The following is a 22,352-nucleotide window of genomic DNA, read 5'->3' as shown; positions in this document are numbered from 1 at the left end:
GATTCATAAATGCCTTATCAAGTTATTTTATTTGATCTAGATGATACGCTCATTGATTTTACCTATTCCCAACGCATGGGATTGATAAATATCTACAAAAAATTCTACTCAAAAGTGGAATACACTCTTTTTGAGCATCTTTATAAAGAAATTAATACGTGTTTATGGAATCAAGTTGGGTCTGAAAAAAATTCACTCATGCCAAGCGATGTCAGGTTATTGCGATTCGTACAGTTAAACCAAAAGCTCTCTTGCTCTACTCCTGTTGAGGTGATTGCTGATGAATATGATATCAATCTTTGTATTCATGCACATTGGATACCTAACGTAAGAACGGCTATTGAATTTTTACATCAAAAAGGACATATTTTAGGTATTATCACCAATGGTTTCATCGAGGCACAAGGAGAAAAAAGGCAACGACTTCAGTTAAATAATTGGTTTGACTGTTATATAGTTTCTGATGAAGTTGGTGTGGCGAAACCTAACATAGAAATTTTTAATATTGCCATACAAGAAATTACTAGCAAGCGCAAACAAGTAATTGAAAAAAATTCGATGCTAATGGTAGGTGACTCCATTATTAGTGATGGTTATGGAGCAAAAAACTTTGGAATCGATTATTGTTTTATTAATAATCGCTCGTTAAATAATGAATCTTCGGAGCTCCCTATCAGATACACCATTAGCTCTGTGGCCCACTTGCCAGCATGCATTGGCTATCAAACTGAATATATGAATTATATAAAATCACGCAAGACTAGTGATGAGGTACTCATTTGATTGCATCAATACTGAATTTGTGATGTTTCTTGAATAAAAGAAGATAAACATTAATATCAGCATTTACAACCATAATACGATTAGAAGAAAATAAAAATTAGTTCTATCTTGGCTCATCTCAAGCGAAAGGATTGATATGGATATTAATTTAACGGTATTTGCTGCACCAATATTTCTAATTTTAATTGGAATTGAATGGAGCATTGCCTATTACAAAAAATCTGGTCTATATCAATTTAATGATTCTATTAATAATTTGAGCACTGGCATACTCGAGGAAATTGCTGCACTACCAGTAAGAAGTTTAATAGTTTTTGGTTACTATTATTTATATGAGCATTTTGCTTTGTTTAATATAAATTCTCATCATATTATTTCCTGGATCATGCTCTGGTTTGGTGTCGATTTTTGTTATTACTGGTATCATCGATCAAGCCATCGATGTAATTTCCTTTGGATAGGACACTCGGTTCATCATCAAAGTGAAAATTATAATTTATCAGTTGCCCTAAGACAGGGCTATTTTCAAACTCTAACATCTTGGATTTTTTATCTGCCTCTGGCTTTGTTAGGCTTTCCAACCTGGATGTTTGTTTTAGTCGCTTCAAGCAATACTATTTATCAATTTTGGATTCATACTCAATCAATTAAGCGAATGGGGTGGTTTGAAAAAATATTCAATACACCCTCTCATCATAGAGTGCATCATGGTATAAACCCGCAATATATAGACAAAAACTTTGCAGGAAGTTTGATTATATGGGACAAACTTTTTGGCACCTTTGAGCCAGAAAATACTGCTGTAGAATACGGGGTAACTGAACCGCTGGACTCATGGAATCCTTTTTATGCCAATGTTAAAGTAATTAAAGATATATTGTATTATGGAAAAAATCTGAAAAATAAGCTGAACATCATTCAAGCATTTTTTATGCCTCCAGAATGGGTAATTCATCGTTTACGACAGCAGAATCAAAACATTTCCAAAAGAATGGTGAATCCGAAAAACAGCGAATCTCCTAAATTATACATGTTATTAAATATAGCCCTTGCAATAGTCTTATACGCTTATCTTTCATTTATTTTCATTTTAAACTCTCTGGGCTCATGGCTGATTGGAGCATTTATTTTATTCACCCTTTACACGCTTGGCTCAATTGCCAATGGCAAACAAAAAATCCTATTTTTTGAAATAATACGCTCTATTTTAATTTTATTTATTCTTATTTTATCAAAAACTGGACTATTTTTATCTTTAGGGTTAGCTATGTTGTTTTTACTTATAAATCTTTCTCTATTTCATTGTCGTTTTTTCAAAAAACATCCATCTATATCTTCTATTTCAGCATAAAATCATTGTCAATTCAGTCGAGTTAGCCCGAATCCAGGTTTTATATACTATACTAAAAACAGTTAGTAAAATTATTAAACGTTCATTCCCTGCGGTCATTTCGTTGTTCGACCTAGTGAATATGAAACATTTTCTATCTCGAAAAGTACTTTGTTTACAAAGCAAAAAACGATAACAACTATTATTTTGGGAGACCTTTATGAGAGTTGGCGAATACTGTAACCGGGATGTAGTTGTCATCAATGACTATGAATCAGTAAAAAATGCTGCAGAGCTCATGCGTTCCCATCATGTTGGCGACTTGGTTTTACTCGAGGAACAAGAAAATAGGAAGATACCAATAGGTATTGTTACTGATCGTGACTTAGTCGTCGAAGTTATGGCCGCAGGTGTTAAACCTGACTCATTGTTAGTCCGAGATATTCTCACAGAACCTTTTAGTTGCGTCTTTGAGAATGACAGTCTTTTTGATGCGCTTGAAATAATGCATTCAAAAAAAATACGTCGTTTACCGGTTGTCAATAATGACAAAACGCTTATAGGTATAATTACTCTGGATGATTTTATTGAAATTCTAGCAGAGACAATGGTCAAAATGGTTGATGTAATAAAAATTCAGCAAAAAAAAGAAGCAAAACAGAGAATATAGTTTTAAATAAACGATATTGATGTATGTGATATAAGGAGCAAACAATGAACAATTCAGCATATTTTCCTATACAAATAATATTCAATAATCTAAGGTATTCAAAAGCTATTGAGAGTAATGTACGCAAGCATGCTGAAAAATTAGGGAAGTATTTTGACGGTATTATTAGTTGTAACGTAAGCATTGAAACGCATCGACATCACAATAAAGGGAGAATTTTTCATGTGCGTATTGATCTTGTTGTTCCAAATGCAGAACTCGTAGTCAATCGAGATCTTGCAGAAAATCACGCTTATGAAGACGTTTATGTAGCGATAAGAGATAAATTTCTTGCTATGACACGGCAACTGCAAAAATACGTTCATAAACAACGTGGTGAAATAAAACATCACGAACTTCCACCAATAGGACTTGTTCGTGAAATAGCGCCTCTGGCTGATTATGGTTTTATTGAAACAATTGATGGCAGAAGACTTCGTTTTACCAGTAAAAGTGTAATCGATTATGATTTCGATAAATTAGAAGTAGGAAAAAGAGTTAGTTTTGTTGAAGCAAGAAGTAATGATGGTCCTGCAGCAAGCACTGTATATGTGAAATAAAGTAATCATTGATGAAAAAGACAGATTGTCTTTTTCATCAATAATCCAATCGAGAGATCATAAGATTTCGCTACATATTTAAAATACACACTTTTATACATATACTTTTATATCAGATGAGAAACAGCAGGTAAAATATACTATGTCATTTATCCAGTTATCAGAATATGGAACATCTCCTTTTGAACGTCTTTTGGGGCATGCCCCAGAAGTACTGGATCAATGGGGAAAATTGGAGATGGTTTTTTTAAAGAGCAACACATTTAATGCTGATTTTTTGGAGCAAGTAAGGCGCGCTTTAGCATTTAATAATCAATGCCAGTATTGTATGGCAAAAGCCGGGCCACCGGATCAAAATCCACAAGGAGATCGACTTGTTGAGGCATTAAGGTTTGCTAATCTGTTTTCAATTACCCAGTCCATTGATAAAAACGAAATCCTTCGCTTAAAAAAATATTTCTCTGAGGCGGAAATTGCGGAATTAATTGCTTTTTGCAGTTTCATTTCTGCGGCACAGAAATTTGGCGCAGCCTTGGGTCTTGAATCTAGAGAAAATTATATGGAAAAGTCCTAATATATATTATCTCATAAACCCTCACGCCAATCAGATTTTTTACTTAGCTTATTTGGAGTCAGCATTTCACTTTCATAGAAATGAACTGAAGCGAAATGCATTCCAGACATTACGGCCCTAAATTAGGCCATACCACCATCCACTCCAATCACTTTACCAGTAATATATGGTGCTTTATCTGAAGCCAGAAAAACAATTGTTTGTGCTATCTCTTCAGGAAGACCAACCCGTTTTAGAGGCACCATTTCCAGAAAAGCAGATTTATTTTCTTCTGTGCCTACAAAACGATCGAACATATCCGTACTAATCGGACCTGGGGCAATTGCATTGACGCGAACATTAGCAGCTGCCGCTTCAAGTGCAGCGACTTTGGTAAATCCTTCCACAGCATGTTTTGAGGCACAATAAACTGCTCCGCCCGGAACCGCTTTTTGACCCGCAAGTGATGAAAGATTGATAATGCATCCAGATCCTTGTGGTATCATAATTTTAAGCTCATGCTTAATGCTTAAAAAGACACCAAACACATTCGTATCAAAGATCGAATGATAATTCTCTATAGTTTGTTCTACAAATGGCGCGACGAATCCCTCTACGCCTGCATTGTTGACGGCAACATCCAAACGACCGAAATGTTTTACTGTACTCTCTATAAGTGCGTTAACTTCATCATCGTAACGAACATCAGCTCGAATGAATAGTACATCCGCACCAAGGGCTCGGAGGTCTTTAGCTAGAGAATCACCAACTTCTTGTTTACGCCCAGAAATTATGACATTTGCACCTTCCTGAGCAAATGCAAAAGCGGTTGCTTTACCGATTCCTGTAAGAGCCCCTGTAATAAGAACAGTTTTCTTTTCCATTTTAATTCCCTTTAGTCGATATAGAATTTTATTCACCTCATTCAGTATATTACAGATCAGATGCAAAATATCATTGTCATGGCTCTTCAAATGTTTTTTATCTTTGCAGTCTCGTTTCTTATATGGTCATAATGATAATATATCGTTTTTTTAAACCTTATTTTAAGTTCAACTTATGGATAAAATTGCTGCGATTTATGTCGCTAAACCAGAATTTCTTACATTACTATCTGAAGAACTAGGTGAAGTGTCACACATTATAGAAGATTTGGTTTTTTCCCCTCATAAAAAACTGGATGTATGCTTTGCTCAAGATATTTGGTTAGAACCTCAAACAGTAACTTTCCAATCAATTTCAGAAGCCGTACGAATTCTTCGTCAAGCAGGAAAATTTTGGTACTTGCACCCTATTTCTAACATCAGACGCTCTCGACTAATCGAAGAACAATTACGTCAAGTTCCCCCCCTCATGCGTCATTTTCCTATTGAATCTGAAATTCCATCAATAGGTGCTTTTAGCTTATTAGATAAAAATACTTTAATTTATAGCGCAAAACGCCAGAAAAAATGGCCGCATGGAGTATGCTATTTTATTGAAGATAAAATAAATCCTCCGAATCGAGCCTACTTAAAACTTTGGGAAGCATTGACGCTATTAGGGAAGTATCCAAAACCAGGTGATAAAGCCCTGGATTTAGGCGCTTCTCCAGGAGGATGGACCTATGTCATGCAAACACTGGGAGCATCTGTAACTGCTGTGGATAAAGCTTTATTAGACCCTAAAATTGCCAAACTACCACGCATTAACTACTTGCAACAAAGTGCCTTCGCTATAGATCCCATGCAGTGGGAACACAGTTATGATTGGGTTTTATCAGATGTGGCCTGTTATCCTGAGCGAGCGTATGCGCTCATCATGAAATGGATAGAGTCGGGAAAAGCAAAACAACTGATTTTTACCATAAAATTACAAGGAGAAATTGAGTTGGCTACAATAAAAAAATTTCAAGAAATACCTAATTCATTTCTTATTAATATGTTTTATAACAAGCATGAAGCCACATTTTTTTATCCTTTATAAATAACAAAATATATATGTAAAAACTTAATATTCTTTTAATAAATTAGGTCTAGACTATAAATATAAAGCTTTAATATTTATATATTTATCATTCGAGAATATTATGTTTGGTTCAAAAGAAGAAACTAAATCAATAACCAGTGATAAACTGCATAATAAAAACTGCTTTAACTACTTAAGGAATATAAAACTCCCTAAAGCAGTAATTGAATTAAAATCACTGCCACCAGATATGGCTACAGCGTTATCGTCACTTCAAGATAAAAAAAAAGAAGATTATGATCCTAGCTATCCATATGGTGATTTATACAAACAATTTTTTGCTTATCTCGAAGAGAATATTGAAACTATTTATGATAAAGCCAAATATGATTTGAATACTGAATCCGCACGAATTGAAGTACAGAAAGATATTCTTCAATCCCAACAACAGATTTTCCCTTCACATTTACAGCGAAGATTCATCGGAGTTTTGGGATTTTTAGATTCCATAAAGAAAATTGGAGTAATTGACTATAATAATAAAGAACCCGAGGTATTACCTTTAGATGAAATACTAAACAAAAAAGCCCAAGCACTTAAAGAAGAACTTAATGCTTTAGATGATTTTATTTGCTCTCTATATGCTAATGATAATCATATCCTAGAAGATACATTTGAGAATATTAAAGAAATTACTCTAAATCAGACGCCAAATTCACCAAGCATTGAAAAATCCATTTCACATCATGTAAGCGATAAAGAAACACCTATCAATCAAAATTCCAAATCACCATCCTATGAAGGTTCAGCTTTAGGTCGATTAACGGCCATGATGTCTGATGATTATAAACCACAGCATGGAACCAGTTTATCCACAATAAGGCATTACAACTACAATCGTAATGGCCCTATTGAATACCGCTTTGGGACACAGGGACAACGTCATCATGGTACAGCTCGCATTAGTCCTTTATTCGAACGATTTTTAAAAATTGAGGCCGAAAGAGAGCAAGAGAGAGTAGAACAAGCAAAAAAAGAGCGAGCAAAACGCTTAATTGCAAAAAAAGAACAAGACCTAAAAAAACAAACTCAGGAAGAACTTGAAGTAAGTAACACTATAGAACAAGAAGAACTTGAAGTAGATAACACTATAGCACAAGAAGAACTGGAAGATGATGATAAAATAGATGAGGATAGAATAACTCATATTTATTTTAATCTTCTTGGGCGTGATAGAGACGATTTCGAAGGAAAAAAGGAAAAAGAGTTAACCGAGCAGTTAGAATGACTTGAAATTGAACATAAAAATATAGCTGTTATTACGCTTCCTGCAGATAAGGGGTTGATGAGTCAAGATGCATATGCGGATACTAAACCCCAATATAAACCTACAGATCTAAAAGAAGAGTTTTTACGGATCGCGCAAGAGTCTGAGGGGTATAATCTCCATTTAAAATCTGAATTACCTAAAGATCTTAATGAATATACAGGAAGTTATATATATTGTAATGATGTTAACAACAATAAAAAACTGTATTATATTGACTCAAATGGTGAGTCCAAAGAACTACCTATTAAGGACTTTCATCAATTTGAGAAAAATCTAAACGATATTAACAAGCAACAACACGCCTCATTGCATCTTAGTGATGAGCAAGCCAAAACCTTGATTGCAAACCGAGACTACACTCCTCCTGGGTTAATGAAAATAAAAGACTTCCACATCAGCAAACGAATTCGTGAAAAAATATTTAAGGAAGATGGCAGGTATTCACCTGAAGCTGAAGCTAGAATTCTAAAAAAACTAATTGATAAGAGCTTTGATGCCGTAATAAATCCAGATCATACTGAATTGTCTGAAGCGCAACACCAGGCAGTATGGTTTCATTTTGTTAAATATGAACTACCGAACTATATTATAGAGTCATTAAAACCCAACAGCATCAACTTCAGTTGTAAAGACGCAATTGATCGAGGTGGAGTAGCCTCTGCTTATTACAACTTAATAAAATCCTTTCAACCATTAACCGAAAAAGAAGTACGGGCTGGAATGGAAAAAATCCCAATGAGTCGTGAAGAATTCGAGCAAGCATTACATGCTGCACCAACCATGGTTAAAGGCCGAGGTATAAATCATCATATAAATCTCATATGGAACTCGGTTGATGCTTATGTCAATGCAAATTATAAACAACTAAAAGATGATCCCCAAAAAGCATGGCTCATTGAATGGAGAGACTTTAATTGCCCTCACCAACGTGTCGAAAATTTGTTAGCACAACGGATACAAGAATGTGAGACGGAGCTAGATGAGCAGATCAAAAAACAAAAACAAGCAGAAGGAGAACAGCAAGAAGCTTCTCCTAAATTAGAAGTCCTTAAACAAGGAATAAATGTTTTAGAAGAAATAAAAAAGCAACAAGGTCAGGAGGTTAGTGGTAAACGTTTGTTGTTGGAAACCACTGTTAGGACTACTTCGATGGCAATCAGTCCTGAAACTCAGACAGATAAAAGCCGCGAGCAATACGAAAAACTTAAAAATAAGCTTGCAGTTGAATTCCCAGAATTAAAAATTTTAAAAGGATTAATAAAGATCTTTGCAGGTACAGTCGCCGATCTAGTTTCAGCAACATTATCTGTAGTATCCGCTGGAAAGATAGACATTAAATCGGATCTGACATCCCGTGGCTGGGCTACATTTAATGCGGGATGGGAACTCTCTTCACGAAAGTCGTTGCAAGAAAATATGAAAAATCAACTAAATACAATGAAAAACAATAATAGTAATAAAGAAATTGCTAACGGGGCTTCAGAGAATGACATTCCGAATGAACCTTCTGCCAGTGATTCTATTGCAAGTATTGACTTATCCTAGGTATCTTTCTTCCAAACATCATTCTTCTATAAGAAGAATTAATTATAAAAAAGATTAAAAATTAAAAAAAATTTGCTAAGCTGCATGATTAAACCTATAAATAGGTTTCTTTCATTTAAACTGATTGATTTCAGGGAATAAATCATGGATCTAAAACTTAAAGGTAAAACTGCATTAGTGACGGGCTCCACTGCAGGAATTGGTTTCGCAATCGCGCAAATATTAGCACAGGAAGGCGCAACTGTTGTAATTAATGGCCGAACCAAGGATAGAGTAAATGAGGCAATGCAACAAATAAAAGTACACAATCCCGAAGCCATTTTGATTGCAGCACCTGCTGATTTAAGTCAAAAAAGTGAAACAGAAGCTTTAATCAAGCAAATACCCACAGTAGAAATTCTTGTCAATAATGCTGGTATTTACAACACCAAGCCCTTTGTTGATATTTCAGATGAAGAATGGTTACATATGTTTGAGGTCAATGTAATGAGCGGCGTTCGATTAAGTCGTCATTATATAACCCCTATGCTAAAGCAAAACTGGGGCAGAATCATATTTATTTCAAGTGAATCAGCGGTACAAATTCCTAAAGAAATGGTGCATTATGGCATGAGTAAAACGGCACAGCTTGCCATTGCGCGAGGTATGGCGGAGACAACAAAAGGAACTAATGTCACAGTCAATTCAGTTCTCCCCGGCCCTACCAGCAGCGAAGGTATTAGCCAATTTGTAAGCGACCTTGGAAAGCAACAAAATAAATCAACGAAACAGATTGAGAAAGATATTTTTGACGATTTAAGACCAACCTCACTAATCAAACGATTTTCTACTCCTGAAGAAATTGCCAATATGGTAGTATTCTTATGCAGTCCATTATCTTCTGCTACCAATGGAGCGAGTATTCGTGTAGATGGTGGTATTATCCGAACAATTGCATAGTATCCAAGTAATGCTTTATGCAGTGAAATAGAACCATGATATTTTTCCGGTTATTGTTTCACTGCAGCAAGGCGATATACGAATTATTTAAATCATGAACCTAAGTTTTAAGAGTATTTAACGCCAATGTAAATAGCGCATTGCTCTTGTCCCGTATACACCTCAAAATCGGTCTCATACGCTCTGAGAACATTAGATTCAGTTTCAAAATATTCCCAAATTGCTTGCCAGGTTTCGATAATTGCTTTAGGCATAGGTCCTGAGTTTTTAAAAACAAGATAATTCCCTTTTTTGATACTAACAGTATCAAAATGATTTATTATTGCCGAATTATTAAGCTCAACTCCAGCGGTAACTGTATAAAGCCCTTTACTATCTGATTCATAATCAGAATATACCCCATAAATCGGTGAGTCAGATTTTTGCGCGGGAATTTGTAATGTATAAAATCGTTGCCAAAGTTCCGGAATTTTTGCTGTTTGGGGGTTAAACTCATTGGAATTTTGGGTTCGCACACTCAATCCCATTACGGTAAAAGCTTCGACTTTAATAAGTTGTGGCGTATTTTGTATCATAATGCGTTCTCTCTTCAATTTATAACCATTGAGCCTGCATAGCAGCATCAATAATTGATTTATCGTGTTCACTTATTGGAATTAATCCATACCGCAACTGATAACCCCAATTTTTATTATTCTTTGTAAAATCAAGATTATGAATTAAGGGAGCAATGGGTATTTCAAGCGCCCTCGCCCACTGTACATTGCGTCGAAAAGGATGAAAGTCTTGACTCATTTCAACTTGATACGGTTCCCCGGAATTTACAACTCCGATTGCTGTAAATGAACGCAATCTGTCTTTACCTTTAAAACTAACTGTTGGTGAGTAATAGATAACAACGTCATTTGGATGTATCCGAGCTAGAGGAGCACGTTTACCATGACATACTTGCATAATTCCTTTTTGTTTACCCAAACGAACATGTTCTGCACAAGCAACTGCCAGCCAATTTTTAGTCATAATTCTTTGCCAATTTATTAGAGAGGTTACAAGTGTAATCGAAACTAGTGACAGTTTTTGTCAGTAGAGAAACGTCTCTTCATACTGATTTCTTTAATAATTTTTAATTCGTCGGATGTAAGTTCAAATGAGTCCCAATCTAAATCTTCTCTCATATGTTATTAATTAGAATAGTTTTATCGTATTCCTTAAGAACAATAAATCAACACTCGCCCTTCTCTCCTTTATATTAACAAAAACAAGGAGCCTGAACGTTTATTGAGACTTACTTTCAGCAAGAGTTGCCTTCCATTTTTTTAAAAGAGATTGACGGCGTTCAGGATAACCTATTTCTGTTAGATTTAATTCAATAATACGATCTGTTCGAAAATGTCGAAAATCTTGTCTTAGTTCGCACCATGCAATAAGAATACGGACTTGGTCAAAAAAACCCAGTGCTAATGGCCAAATAATCCGTTCGGAAGAGCGTACATTTACATCTTGATAGATCAATTGTAGTTTTTTTTCCAGTCGTATTGCTTTTCTAATTAAAATTAAATCAGAATCTTTACCTTCGGCGACCTTTCCTGGAGCAATAAGAAGTCCAGAAATTTCTAATTGTTCACGTAATTCATTGGGAAGTACCGCTGCGATTTTAGCCAGTGCATTCTGTGCAGCAAATTTGAGCTGAGTGTCTGTTCGATCCGCGACCCAGCGTGATCCAAGAACTATAGCTTCAATTTCATCGGTAGTAAACATAAGCGGGGGAAGGTTAAATCCTGGTCGCAGCATATACCCCATGCCAGCCTCCCCTTCAATTGGAGCGCCCTGTCCTTTCAACATCGAAATATCTCGATACAAAGTACGGAGGCTAATTCCTAACTCCTGGGCAAGCAATAATCCACTTACTGGAAAACGGTGCCGTCTTAATATCTGAATCAAGTCCAATAATCGTTCAGTTCGTGACATTTTATAACTATTATCTTAGAAATTTAGTCTTATCTTATTCAAGATGAATTTTAAATGCCAATTTTTTAAGTGTTTCTTTGCTGAGATATTCCATTTATCAAAAGAAAAATAAGCAACCACCCTGTCTAATTAATATTTTCTTAATACTTTTTTGATACAGTTATTCGCTATATGCGCAAGTTTTAAACAGCCCGGTGAGGTGAACAATGGGTAAAAGCTCAATTCCTAAAGACATTAGGCAAAACGAGATAAACTATATTTGTACGTTACTAAATCATAATTTAATCCGTACCACTCAAGATTTAATAGCTAATTTTGATCTGCTTATTGAGCAAATCCAGCAAAATAAACACATTTTTAAAGAAGCCTATACACCAGAACAATGCGTTCAAATACTCAAAAAAGCAATTACAACTTACAATAATGTATATGATTATAAAATCACGCTAAAGGAAGAGATTATAGATAACTTTATCAGTAGCGAAAGGGGAAAGAACGATGTTGGGACAATTCACAAAACCGCTGTAGAACCATCAGTTGAAGATGATTTAACCAAAGTAACAAAAGGTTATGATCGCCTTGAAATGGCTCAAGAAAAAGTACAGCAAATCAGTGGTAGTATTTTGCAGGTGTTAACACATAAGGAATTTGCAGTGGTCCCACAAATTATCATTGGTTCAGGTGATACTGGTACTACTCTTTGGCTTGAACAATATAAAGAATATCATGGAACCAGCCAAGCACAATTAGCTCAGGGGGAACTTCCTCCAATTTTAATCATCGGTGCAGATCCAGGTAATTGGAAACATGATTACACACTCGCTCAACCTCACAGCATTCTTGAGCGAACAGAATGTAAAGAAAACCCATCCATTTATTTGCCAACAGATTATTATCAAAAAAATCCTCATGCTAATGGTCGTCATGTCTACCAGGCAAATCAGGTGAATCTTGGCTTTACTGAAGCTCCTTTGTTACGTGCCACTGTATTAAGGGTTGAAAAAAGAAGTAATCATTTAGGTGATTGGGAGTCTCCAGATCAGGAATATCGCTTGGTTGTGAAAATACCTAATGGAGCAAAAAATATCTATGCAAACGAACTGAAAATTTGTACAGGTCTTGGGCCTGCACGAAATATCATTTCAGGCTCCCTACTCTCATCAGCTGAATTCGATTGCTTAAACAAATTGGATCTTAAGAAAGGATTCACACCGATTGTGGATGGTAATCAATTTATTTTAACGGATACAGAGGAACATGCTAAGGCACCAAGAAAAATAGTGATCTACGGAGGTGGGGGAACTGCTGCGGCATGCTATAGAAAAGGATTTTTTGGCCATGATAAACGAACTGAAGATATGGAGTTTGATGAAACCAATCAACAAAACTCTGTTATCTGGATAGCAAGGCAATTTGATAAAGCCGGAACGGGTAAACTTGCTACTACTGCATTATCCTCTGCACAATCACGTGGAGAATTAATGCATGCTGAATTAATAAAAATTGAACCTCAAAAAAATGGAAAATTATTATTATTATTTATAACCGATAGATCCATTGCTACAACTGCTAAGAAAAAAACGAAAGCATTATCTATTGAATGTGACCAATTAATTTACTCTGTTGGACAAGATGATAATCTTATGCGAGGCATTTGCAAGGAAATCGAAGACGATCTATCACTTGTGTATGATAAAAATAATATGGTACTTAATGTATGCTCACCTGATAAAAAAGTAATTTTCTTTGGTGCAGCCGCCATGGCAGTTCGAGAAAAAGAATATATGAATGCTACCTGGAAATGGCTCCAATCAGAAAACATTGGAGGTGATGTAGGTCCTGGATCAATGCCTCCTTCCAGAGCACAAATCAAGTGTTATAATTTTTTGCGAGGCCTTAACCCAAACAGCATTAATGCGAACATGGATAGCCAATATTTAATCATTAAATATTTAGAAAAGGCGGGCGTTGAAGAAAAAGTGGCTGCAAGTTTCGTAGAAGACTTGTTAAATGCAAGAAAAGCAAGTACTTGTGGTGCATCACATTCAATGATTCAAGCTCTTTTAACGAAACATAAACTGGATCAAATCATTGAAATTAAAGGACATGGACATCTAGCATTGAAAACAGAGAGCCACGCTGTTTCAACTAAATCGAAACAACAACTCTTGTCCTGGCTTGGCCCACGAAGAACAACAAAAGATGCGGATATCTTCGTTTCATCTGTCCATGCTGAGAAAACATCTAAGGCTACTATAGAAAAAGAGGAACAGGGTGTACAATTAATTACTGAGATAAGAACATAAGCCGCTTATGTTCTTCATTTTGTATAGGGAAAATATTAATATATTGTGTGTTCTTCAAACAATTCGATTTGGAATCAAAATATGCAATTAGCTAAATTTCTTGAGTTAAATGATCAAGAAAAATTCCAACAAATTAAGTTATTAAGTCTAAAAAAGCGATTAGACCCTGATTTTTTTAATCAAATAATTGAACAAGCAGATCAAGAAGTGCTATTCAAGCTTGCTATCAATAACACCGAAATTGATGCTATATGTAAAGCACCTGAATTTAAATCTCACTGGGAGGACATGTGGCGCCTTTGTGGTGCTAATCCCAAGGAACATGCCGTATTAAATCATGAACCAGTACATGAATATCAACCCATGCCTACTGTTTCTTCATGCTTTGATCTGCTAAAAGGACTTTATCTGTATGAAAATTATAGGAAAATTTTTAAGGACATGGAACACACACAGCAGTTTTATGATGATGTGGAAGAGTTTTTGGCGACCTCCGGTAATTATGGATGCTTTTTTGCATTAAATGCTTTATGTAAAGGGGGATTAGAGTTGTTAAGCCATAAATTTGATGATCAGATTGCAGAAAAAATAATTTTTTACGCGCAAATCGCCGCAAAATATTATCTCTCAGCAGGTTATTTATTATTGGCAAATGTTTATCAAGAATTACTTAAATATCAAAGTGAAACTAATTTAGTTGGACGGAATTTATCTCTTCAAGCATTTCAAGCAATGAGTATTGCAAAAAGATTAGAGCAATACTCAGCCCCAATGCTCAACAATGCGTATCAAGGAAAAACATTAGCAGAAGCAAGTAATGGACAAATAACTAGTTTTTCACAAGCCTTATTCAGGTTACAGCGGCATTTGAACCTATCTCCTTTAGAAATCGAAATGTCTACAAATGCGGCAATAACTGAGGCTGCGGCAATTAAAAAAATCTATAAACTCGAAGAATCTTTTATTCATACTCGATTAGATGAAGAGCCAATCAGTGCAAAACCAAGAATATTATAAGAATTAAAACTCAAATATACCTTAATTAACGAACATTCTTTTCTATTTAATGCTTTGTGTCAATCCAAAGCCCCTACTGTTTTCCTTTTGATGTAAATGATATTGTAAACGTCTAATTCTATAGGAGCAAAGCAACTGCATTAAAGGATGGCAAAATGGGTTTCTATAATTCACAATTTAAAAGATATCATGTTTTTATATCCCTGATTCCATTATTGCTCTCACTTTCTGCATTTGCAGCACACAAGACTATTAATTTAGAAATTGGTTATAAAACTGTATATTTTGCCAATAAACCTACCAAAGCGATTGCTGTAAATAATCAAATCCCCGCGCCAACATTACGTTTTAAAGAAGGCGATCAAGTGACTATTAATGTGCACAATCATCTTGATAAAGGCACAGCTCTGCATTGGCATGGTGTGTTGGTACCTTGGCAAATGGATGGGGTGGAGGGTGTTGCACAAACTGAAATTCCGCCAGGCGGATTTTTTCGCTATCAATTTACTTTAAAGCAATCTGGAACTTATTGGTACCATGCACATTCCGGTTTGGAAGAGCAACAAGGTTTGTATGGCGCTTTTTTGATTGCTTCTAAAAAACCGCCCGGTTATACCTATACTAAAGATTACGTAATCGTTTTATCAGATTGGATTAATACCAAACCAGACCAGGTTTTAGCTAATCTAAAAAAATCCGGAGATTATTATTCTCCTCGTTTTCCGCTACAACCATCACTTGCAAAATTTATTCATGATTATCGTAATGCATCTAAAAGTGAACGACAAAGTCTCCTTACCGATTATAAAAGCATGCAGCAAATGCGCATGAGTATTTATGATATAAGTGATGTTGCCTTCGATACTTTTTTAATGAATGGACATCCTAATGACGCCCCATGGAGCGCACCCGTTAAAGTAGGTGATATTGTTCGACTGCGATTTATTGATGCTGGAAGTAGCACAATATTCCGTATCAAAATACCTGGTTCTAACATGATTGTCGTACAAGCTGATGGAAACGATGTAAAACCTTATTCGACTAAAGAATTAACGATTTCTCCTGCTGAAACCTATGATGTTTTAATAAAAATAGAAAAAAGTAAACCCTATATCATTTACGCAGGATCAAAAGACGCCGTAGGAAATGCATATGGCGCTTTAAAAACAGCACCAAATCAACCTGTTGATTTCGGTCAAGTCAAACAGTTCCCGGAGCCTATCCCTGTCAGTAGAGAAATGATGAATATTATGATGGGTGGTATGTATCATGGTAGCCTACCTATGAGTCAACAAAAACAAAATACATCACAGTCTTCAATGAAACAAACACACTCTATGAACATGGATCATTCCATGAGCATGATAATGCCTACTGAACCAACTCGATTTAAGGATACAATATCCCCTTCTGACTCATCTTATATGACATCACTGGAAACAAAGTATCGTGATTTGACTGCTGCAGTTCCCACCAATAATCCAAATAAACCTGTAGAAGGAGTAATTAATTTGGAGTTATTTGGCTATATGGGACAATATATCTGGTTCATCAATGGTGTGCCAGGATATAAGGCTAAACCAATTCCGTTGAAACCCGGGAAACGTTATCGTTTTGTATTTACTAATACATCGATGATGCATCATCCAATGCATATTCATGGTCATTGGTTCATTTTACGAACCGGAAAGGATGCCTATGATCCTTTGAAGCATACCCTAGATATTCCACCGGGAGCCACAATAACTGCAGATGTCGATACTGATGCAAGTGGCCAATGGTTTTTCCATTGTCATATGCTTTACCATATGATGACGGGAATGAACCGGGTCTTTCAGTATACAACCATAATCAACATAGCAGAAGGTAAAGCTAAACCAGAAGCCATTGAAAAAGATACCGCTTATTATAACCGTCCCATTATTCGAGTCGATGAATCAATTAAGCCGATAAATTTAAATTTGATAAAGCACCCTATGGCTCATGGTGCAGGATTTTGGTTTGCAACACTTCTTGATGTGGGGGCAGATCCATTACACAACTCTCAACGTCTTACTTACAAGGGCATGTATGGTCCTGATTATAATAAATTAGAATTATTTACTAACGATGCAGAAATGTACAAGGGTGTAGTTGAAAATGCGGATGTTGATATATTTTACTGGCATTTAATCAGTCAGTTTTGGGCGGTTAAAGGTGGAGTGAACTATTTTAATCAACCAGCCAATAAACCTTATTGGCAAGCAGGCCTAGGTCTTGAAGGATTAATGCCTTTTTTCATTGATACTGATATAAGAACTTATTTTTATGCTGGCAGCGTTAAATTTGATATTGAACTATCGCGAGATACGCAAATTATTAATAATTTTTTGATAAGAACTGGTATTCGCAGTATTTTAGCTACTAAAACCGTAGTCAATGCTCAAATTGGCGGTGGTTTGAATCAGATGCGTTATACAGTAAGACCTTATTATCGACTTTTACCTGGTCTAAGTTTATTTGTTGAGTATGAAAACGAACATGATTATGGTGCGTTTAAAACAATTGAAGATACAAGCACGACTCCAGACATTTCGAATACAGTTTCTTTAGGACTGACATTCCTGTTATAGAAAACGTAAATATCTGGTAGGTTGGTACAACAAAAGCGTAACCCAGGGATTCAGGATGTGAACATAACGTCCCAACTCGGGTTATACTTCTTTTCACCCAGATACACATGATGAGAGGGTTGTTCCATTATATCACCCAAGCTACACTACTAAAAAATTAAAATTATGGATACCTACATTGAGGAACATACCAACGATACTGCTTGAAAAAATAAATAAACCCTTTGATTTTATGGCTCAATTGTTGCTGTTACTTACTCTCATAAGTACTTTTGTCCCCCTTTCTCCCAAAATGCCAGCTCCAGGAATTGATCCTTCATGGGCACTTGGATTAAACCAAGCTGTCGCTCAAGGATTGGCTTTTGGTAAGGAAATAATATTTACCTTGGGTCCCTATTCATCACTTTATACAAAAGCTTATCATCCAGCTACTGATCTGATGATGATTGTAGGATGTCTATACTTAGCGCTCACTTACTGGGGGTGCTTGCTTTTTCTAATGAAAAAAAATAAATGGTATTTGGCTCTAATTTATTGCGTGCCATTTTTAGGAATGATTTATTCACGGGATTCTCTATTTCTTTCTTATCCATTGCTTGCAGGATTGTGCAGTTTAAAAATCAAGTCGTTAAAACATAAGATTACAGGCCATTATCTTTTATTGTTTGCTTTTTATCTCTTCGCTCCATTTGGCTTACTGGCGTTAATCAAAGGGTCAATGCTAATTACTTGCCTTCTTATGCTGTTTCTTTGTTTCATTTTTTTTCTCGCCAATAATGAAAATAAACTTGCATTGATTTGCCTTGTTTCTCCTTCAATAACAATCATCGTATTTTGGCTAGCAGCGGGACAATCTCTGCTTACCTTACCAGATTACCTCACCAGCTCACTTTTTATCGCATCAGAATTTACTGAAGCAATGTCGTCTGATGGAAATATGAAAGAAGTCATTTTGTATCTGCTTACCTGTTCGTTAATTTTCTTAACCATTTTTTTGAACAAACAAATGCCAGTTACTCTAAAAATATTTTTATTGAGCGTGTATTTTATTTTTTTATTCGTTTCGTTCAAAACCGGTTTTACACGCCATTTGGGTCATGCCTTTATACCTGGAACTTCTGTTTTTCTTGCAACATTATTTTTACCCCATATTATTAACTCCTGGCCAAGCTATCTGCTCATTGTTGTTTCATTAAATGCTTGGTTCTCCATTAATAGTCAGTATACAAACATATCACTCCGGGATAACTTCATCTCTACTTATTCTTCAGCATGGCATGGCTTTAAAAACAGAATACAGGATTTTTCCTGGCTCGAAAAAAACTTTGCGCTCACTATGAACTTCATACGTAATCAAGCTGATTTTCCTGTTTTACAAGGCACTACTGATATTTATTCATACGATCAAACCTACTTAATATCCTCTCAAAATATTTGGGCACCACGCCCAATTTTTCAGAGCTACTCTGTTTTCAATCCAGATTTGGCTGCGGACAACAGCAAACATCTTCAAGGAAAGCATAAACCTGATAACATCATTTTTAAGATTGAACCGATTGATCAGCGAGTCCCGTCTTTGGAGGATGGTGCAAGTTGGCCCTTGCTACTGACTAATTACCAACCTATTCACTCCACCAATAATTTTCTATTCCTCCGTAAGAAGAAACATGAACATAAAAAAAATATCATTTTATTAAAAAGAGAGTCTTATTCTCTTGGTGAGCAAGTCGAAATACCAGAAACACAATTACTATTTGCTGAAATTGAGTTAACCCCTAACATCCTGGGAGCTTTAGCAACGATTGTCTTTAAACCACAACAATTACACATTACTATGTATCTAAATAATGGTGCGACAAGACAGTATCGTCTTGTTGCAAACATGGCAAAATCAACGTTCCTTCTTTCGCCTCTTATTGAAAGTACAGTTGAGTTCTCATTACTTTATAAGAACAATAACGAATTAGATATCAAAAAAGTAAAATCCCTGGTCATTGCAACAAATCAGAAAAACAATTGGCATTGGAACAACGAATATACTATTAATTTTAAGCAATTAGCGAATTAGAAAGATATAATCATATTTGAATTACTTAACCTCTCTCATTGTGAGAGAGGCCCACAGTAGCGTTTCCTGGAATTCACACTAAGTAAAAATACCCCAAACCTATCTATTTTTGTAAGGAGTATCCTTCATCAAGCCAGCCTTGTAGTCCGGTTTCTAACGATAATACATTGGAATAACCCATTTTTTGTAAGTTTTCTGCAACCAGGGCACATCGAAAGCCTCCACTACAATAAACAATTACTTGCGAACTCAGATCCGGAATTTTCTTCTCAATATCTCGCTCAATAACGCCTTTGCTTAAGTGAATTGCAGTTGGGATATAGCCTGTATCCCATTCATTAAGCTCGCGCACATCGATAAGATGCATCGGCTCATGGCGGTCAATTTTTTCTTTTAATGCTTTGGGAGTTATCTCTTTAATACGTTTTTTGGACTCAGCAACCAATGTTAAAAATCCTTTCGCATGCTGTTTCATTTCCTCTCCTAAGGTTATGTTTTATCTTATTTTTCATAATTTATTAAATTTTTAATCTCTACATACAACCCACATAAAGAGCGATTTTAATACTGAGTGCTATAATTATAATCAAAGAATCTGGATTCAATTATTTTAAATCGTTGGAGTGTTCTTGATGAAAGCACGACAATTTTTTAGCCATGTAAAGCAACCTCGTAGAGGTGATTACTCCAGTGTTGTATTAGATTATATAAATACTCGGCAAAGTTCAATTTTAAGTGATTTTAAAGCTGTATATAAAACAAACTTGCATTCGAGAAATGATACATTTCCAAAGTTTGTTGCGCATCTAGAAAAGGAAAATAAAAAAAATCTAATATTTAGAGGGATGAGCAATGAAGAAGTAGCCCATTTTCTAAAAGTGAAAAAGTTTTTATGTGCGCCCAGCAAAAAGAAACAGAATCATTATAACATTCCTGAGCATGTTATTCTTAATAACACAACCAAATTCGGTTCTTTTACCCCCTCTTTACAAGTTGGTGGAACTTATGCAAGCATGAGCACCATTGTTCCCAGCACCGGAGCAATTGTCACGACCAATTTACCTCCTTATTTTGTTAATCCAAAAGAGATACTAGGGACTCACGAAGAACTTTATAAACGTTTTAAAAAACGTTTTGACTTAGAAACTGAAATGCATACTGAATTCCAAGGACTTACCGACGTTTTAGAAACAGCAGCGAAAAACATTGAAATTACTATGATCAGAAACTTTGGTAAAAACTATGTTGGATTAGGAATACAGGATGTAAAAGAAATTCATCTTCTAACAGTTCCAGGTCAATTATTATGTAATTGGACGAGTATAAAGACTCCTTTACATGAAATAAGCTTTGAAAATCCAGGATATAAACTAAGAGTTTGCTCTGTTAAAGTAGGTTTTGCAGAGCACGATGCTTATCTTAAGGAAGAATTTGAGTTAGTTAATCAAAGAAATCGGGATATGGGACTTATTCCTCCTGATGGTAGAGTGATTACGATGCATGAAGCAAAATATTTAGCAAAATCAGGTATATTGGAAATGCTTAACGGCATGTATGAAAATGATGATGAAACATATGTATTTTCACATGTTCCAAGCGATATTCCAGTTAACGATATGGACGCGATTCGAGATCATATGATGAAAACGATTGACTCATTACCTTACATGAGAAAGATAGGTCCTAAAATAGAAGAAATTACCGATGAGGAACCCAAAAATGAAGGACCTGAACTTAGATAATTTATATAAGTTCATGCTAAAACGCTCATGATCAAATAACGAGCATGTGCTTTTCCTTGTAGATTAATCTATGACTTTAAGGATCTGCTGACAACTTACCTCCCCGCCTACAAGACTCGGAGAAGTCCTGAAACCTATAGGGCATCGCTAAAAAACGAGTCCAGTTAGATTCTAATATACTTGCCACGTAGGCACGAAATGAATTGTCGACGGTCCCTTGGATTTTAGTTTTGGATGGATAGTATCTTTTTTAAAACAATTGCATCTTCAACATGGCTATCTTCTACATAGTACGCTGGTTTAATTTCAATTTGTGCAAATCCCATGCTTCTATAAAGATGTAATGCGGCTTTATTACTAGGCCTCACTTCAAGAACCACATGATCAATATGCTGTGATTCAGTTAATGAATCCAGTACTCTTTGTAAGAATTGTCGTCCATTACCTTTTGATTGAAAAGACTTAGCAATACAGAAATTTAAAATATGGCAGCACCGATTACTATGTCTAGAAATAATATAACCACCAATAATTAGACTATTTTCAACATCTACTTCGAATACACGACAATCATATCCTACCCGTACACAATCCCTTAAAATATCCCTATCCCATGGAGCAATATGAACATCTTTTTCAATTGCATAAACATTATCAATGTCTGATTCCGTCATGCGCCGAATGTTAAGTGTCATCCTTGTCGCTCCTTTACAAATAATCATGCCCTGAGTGCAGCGAAATGGTGCCCAGGTGATTTCTACCATTAACTTCCTATGTTACGCTGCCTGTACTGCTATTCGGTTGAATATTTTGTCATTCCCGCGAAGGCGGGAATCTATTTCTATATGAAGCGCTGAGCCACTCTAAAAATGGATCTCCGCCTTCGCGGAGATGACAAAGACTATAGTCTAAATCACCTAACTTAATGGCAGCAGCACTTCGC

At 35.6% G+C, this 22,352-nt stretch carries 20 protein-coding genes; 14 read left to right on the top strand and 6 right to left on the bottom strand.

Translation table 11 applies throughout. The features are described 5' to 3' along the window. Nucleotides 1–9: 9 nt before the first annotated feature. The 5 genes from BW930_RS09415 (at nt 10) to BW930_RS09395 (ending at nt 3,956) form a co-directional block, all read left to right on the top strand. A complete protein-coding gene (locus BW930_RS09415; protein ID WP_058468902.1) occupies nt 10–783 on the top strand; it encodes an HAD family hydrolase in 774 nt (257 codons plus the stop codon). A 136-nt stretch (nt 784–919) separates the two neighbouring features. Then, the gene (locus BW930_RS09410) at nt 920–2,134 is read left to right on the top strand and encodes a sterol desaturase family protein (protein ID WP_058468903.1); all 1,215 of its coding nucleotides are present in this window, start codon (nt 920–922) and stop codon (nt 2,132–2,134) included. Nucleotides 2,135–2,333: 199 nt separating this feature from the next. Then, entirely contained in the window at nt 2,334–2,783 is a 450-nt protein-coding gene (locus tag BW930_RS09405) for a CBS domain-containing protein (protein ID WP_058468904.1), read from the top strand. Between the two features lie 44 nt (nt 2,784–2,827). Then, nucleotides 2,828–3,382 (top strand): HPF/RaiA family ribosome-associated protein, encoded by a 555-nt coding sequence (locus tag BW930_RS09400; protein ID WP_058468905.1) that lies wholly within the window; start codon nt 2,828–2,830, stop codon nt 3,380–3,382. 142 nt (nt 3,383–3,524) lie between these two features. Then, a complete protein-coding gene (locus BW930_RS09395) occupies nt 3,525–3,956 on the top strand; it encodes a carboxymuconolactone decarboxylase family protein (RefSeq protein ID WP_058468906.1) in 432 nt (143 codons plus the stop codon). Between the two features lie 122 nt (nt 3,957–4,078). On the opposite strand, the gene BW930_RS09390 is transcribed toward BW930_RS09395, so the two are convergent. Then, nucleotides 4,079–4,855: an SDR family NAD(P)-dependent oxidoreductase gene (locus BW930_RS09390; RefSeq protein ID WP_238587898.1), complete on the bottom strand. Its 777-nt coding sequence runs from the start codon at nt 4,853–4,855 to the stop codon at nt 4,079–4,081. 139 nt (nt 4,856–4,994) lie between these two features. Between BW930_RS09390 and BW930_RS09385 the strand changes: the two genes are divergently transcribed. From BW930_RS09385 to BW930_RS09370, 4 genes are all read left to right on the top strand, one after another. Further along, nucleotides 4,995–5,900, top strand: coding sequence for an SAM-dependent methyltransferase (locus BW930_RS09385; protein WP_058468908.1), 906 nt, complete (start codon nt 4,995–4,997; stop codon nt 5,898–5,900). Between the two features lie 103 nt (nt 5,901–6,003). Beyond that, the gene (locus BW930_RS09380) at nt 6,004–7,170 is read left to right on the top strand and encodes a hypothetical protein (protein WP_058468909.1); all 1,167 of its coding nucleotides are present in this window, start codon (nt 6,004–6,006) and stop codon (nt 7,168–7,170) included. 57 nt (nt 7,171–7,227) lie between these two features. Next, nucleotides 7,228–8,757, top strand: coding sequence for a hypothetical protein (locus tag BW930_RS09375; protein ID WP_058468910.1), 1,530 nt, complete (start codon nt 7,228–7,230; stop codon nt 8,755–8,757). A 144-nt stretch (nt 8,758–8,901) separates the two neighbouring features. Then, on the top strand, nt 8,902–9,696 hold the full coding sequence (locus BW930_RS09370) for an SDR family NAD(P)-dependent oxidoreductase (RefSeq protein ID WP_058468911.1): 795 nt from the start codon (nt 8,902–8,904) through the stop codon (nt 9,694–9,696). A 107-nt stretch (nt 9,697–9,803) separates the two neighbouring features. On the opposite strand, the gene BW930_RS09365 is transcribed toward BW930_RS09370, so the two are convergent. The 3 genes from BW930_RS09365 to BW930_RS09355 form a co-directional block, all read right to left on the bottom strand. After that, on the bottom strand, nt 9,804–10,271 hold the full coding sequence (locus BW930_RS09365; protein ID WP_058468912.1) for a GyrI-like domain-containing protein: 468 nt from the start codon (nt 10,269–10,271) through the stop codon (nt 9,804–9,806). Between the two features lie 19 nt (nt 10,272–10,290). Continuing rightward, on the bottom strand, nt 10,291–10,716 hold the full coding sequence (locus tag BW930_RS09360; protein ID WP_058468913.1) for an EVE domain-containing protein: 426 nt from the start codon (nt 10,714–10,716) through the stop codon (nt 10,291–10,293). A 255-nt stretch (nt 10,717–10,971) separates the two neighbouring features. Continuing rightward, nucleotides 10,972–11,664: a helix-turn-helix transcriptional regulator gene (locus BW930_RS09355; RefSeq protein ID WP_058468914.1), complete on the bottom strand. Its 693-nt coding sequence runs from the start codon at nt 11,662–11,664 to the stop codon at nt 10,972–10,974. Nucleotides 11,665–11,870: 206 nt separating this feature from the next. Here BW930_RS09355 and BW930_RS09350 point away from each other — a divergent pair, with 206 nt between their 5' ends. The 4 genes from BW930_RS09350 (at nt 11,871) to BW930_RS09335 (ending at nt 19,667) form a co-directional block, all read left to right on the top strand. After that, complete coding sequence (locus tag BW930_RS09350) at nt 11,871–13,970, top strand: hypothetical protein (protein ID WP_058468915.1); 2,100 nt, start codon at nt 11,871–11,873, stop codon at nt 13,968–13,970. Nucleotides 13,971–14,051: 81 nt separating this feature from the next. Next, nucleotides 14,052–14,987 carry a DUF5630 domain-containing protein gene (locus tag BW930_RS09345; RefSeq protein ID WP_064276567.1) on the top strand — a complete coding sequence of 312 codons (936 nt, stop codon included), beginning with the start codon at nt 14,052–14,054 and terminating at the stop codon, nt 14,985–14,987. 155 nt (nt 14,988–15,142) lie between these two features. Continuing rightward, on the top strand, nt 15,143–17,599 hold the full coding sequence (locus BW930_RS09340) for a multicopper oxidase domain-containing protein (protein WP_058468916.1): 2,457 nt from the start codon (nt 15,143–15,145) through the stop codon (nt 17,597–17,599). 178 nt (nt 17,600–17,777) lie between these two features. After that, nucleotides 17,778–19,667: a hypothetical protein gene (locus BW930_RS09335; RefSeq protein ID WP_238587899.1), complete on the top strand. Its 1,890-nt coding sequence runs from the start codon at nt 17,778–17,780 to the stop codon at nt 19,665–19,667. Nucleotides 19,668–19,770: 103 nt separating this feature from the next. Here BW930_RS09335 and BW930_RS09330 read toward each other — a convergent pair whose 3' ends face one another. Continuing rightward, the gene (locus BW930_RS09330) at nt 19,771–20,142 is read right to left on the bottom strand and encodes a rhodanese-like domain-containing protein (protein WP_058468918.1); all 372 of its coding nucleotides are present in this window, start codon (nt 20,140–20,142) and stop codon (nt 19,771–19,773) included. 157 nt (nt 20,143–20,299) lie between these two features. Between BW930_RS09330 and BW930_RS09325 the strand changes: the two genes are divergently transcribed. After that, nucleotides 20,300–21,409 carry a hypothetical protein gene (locus tag BW930_RS09325; RefSeq protein WP_058468919.1) on the top strand — a complete coding sequence of 370 codons (1,110 nt, stop codon included), beginning with the start codon at nt 20,300–20,302 and terminating at the stop codon, nt 21,407–21,409. 224 nt (nt 21,410–21,633) lie between these two features. On the opposite strand, the gene rimI is transcribed toward BW930_RS09325, so the two are convergent. After that, a complete protein-coding gene (rimI, locus tag BW930_RS09320) occupies nt 21,634–22,104 on the bottom strand; it encodes a ribosomal protein S18-alanine N-acetyltransferase (RefSeq protein ID WP_058468920.1) in 471 nt (156 codons plus the stop codon). Between the last annotated feature and the right edge of the window lie 248 nt (nt 22,105–22,352).

The organism is Fluoribacter gormanii, from assembly GCF_900156395.1.
Classification (GTDB): domain Bacteria; phylum Pseudomonadota; class Gammaproteobacteria; order Legionellales; family Legionellaceae; genus Legionella; species Legionella gormanii.
This window is presented reverse-complemented; position numbering and strand designations above follow the sequence as displayed.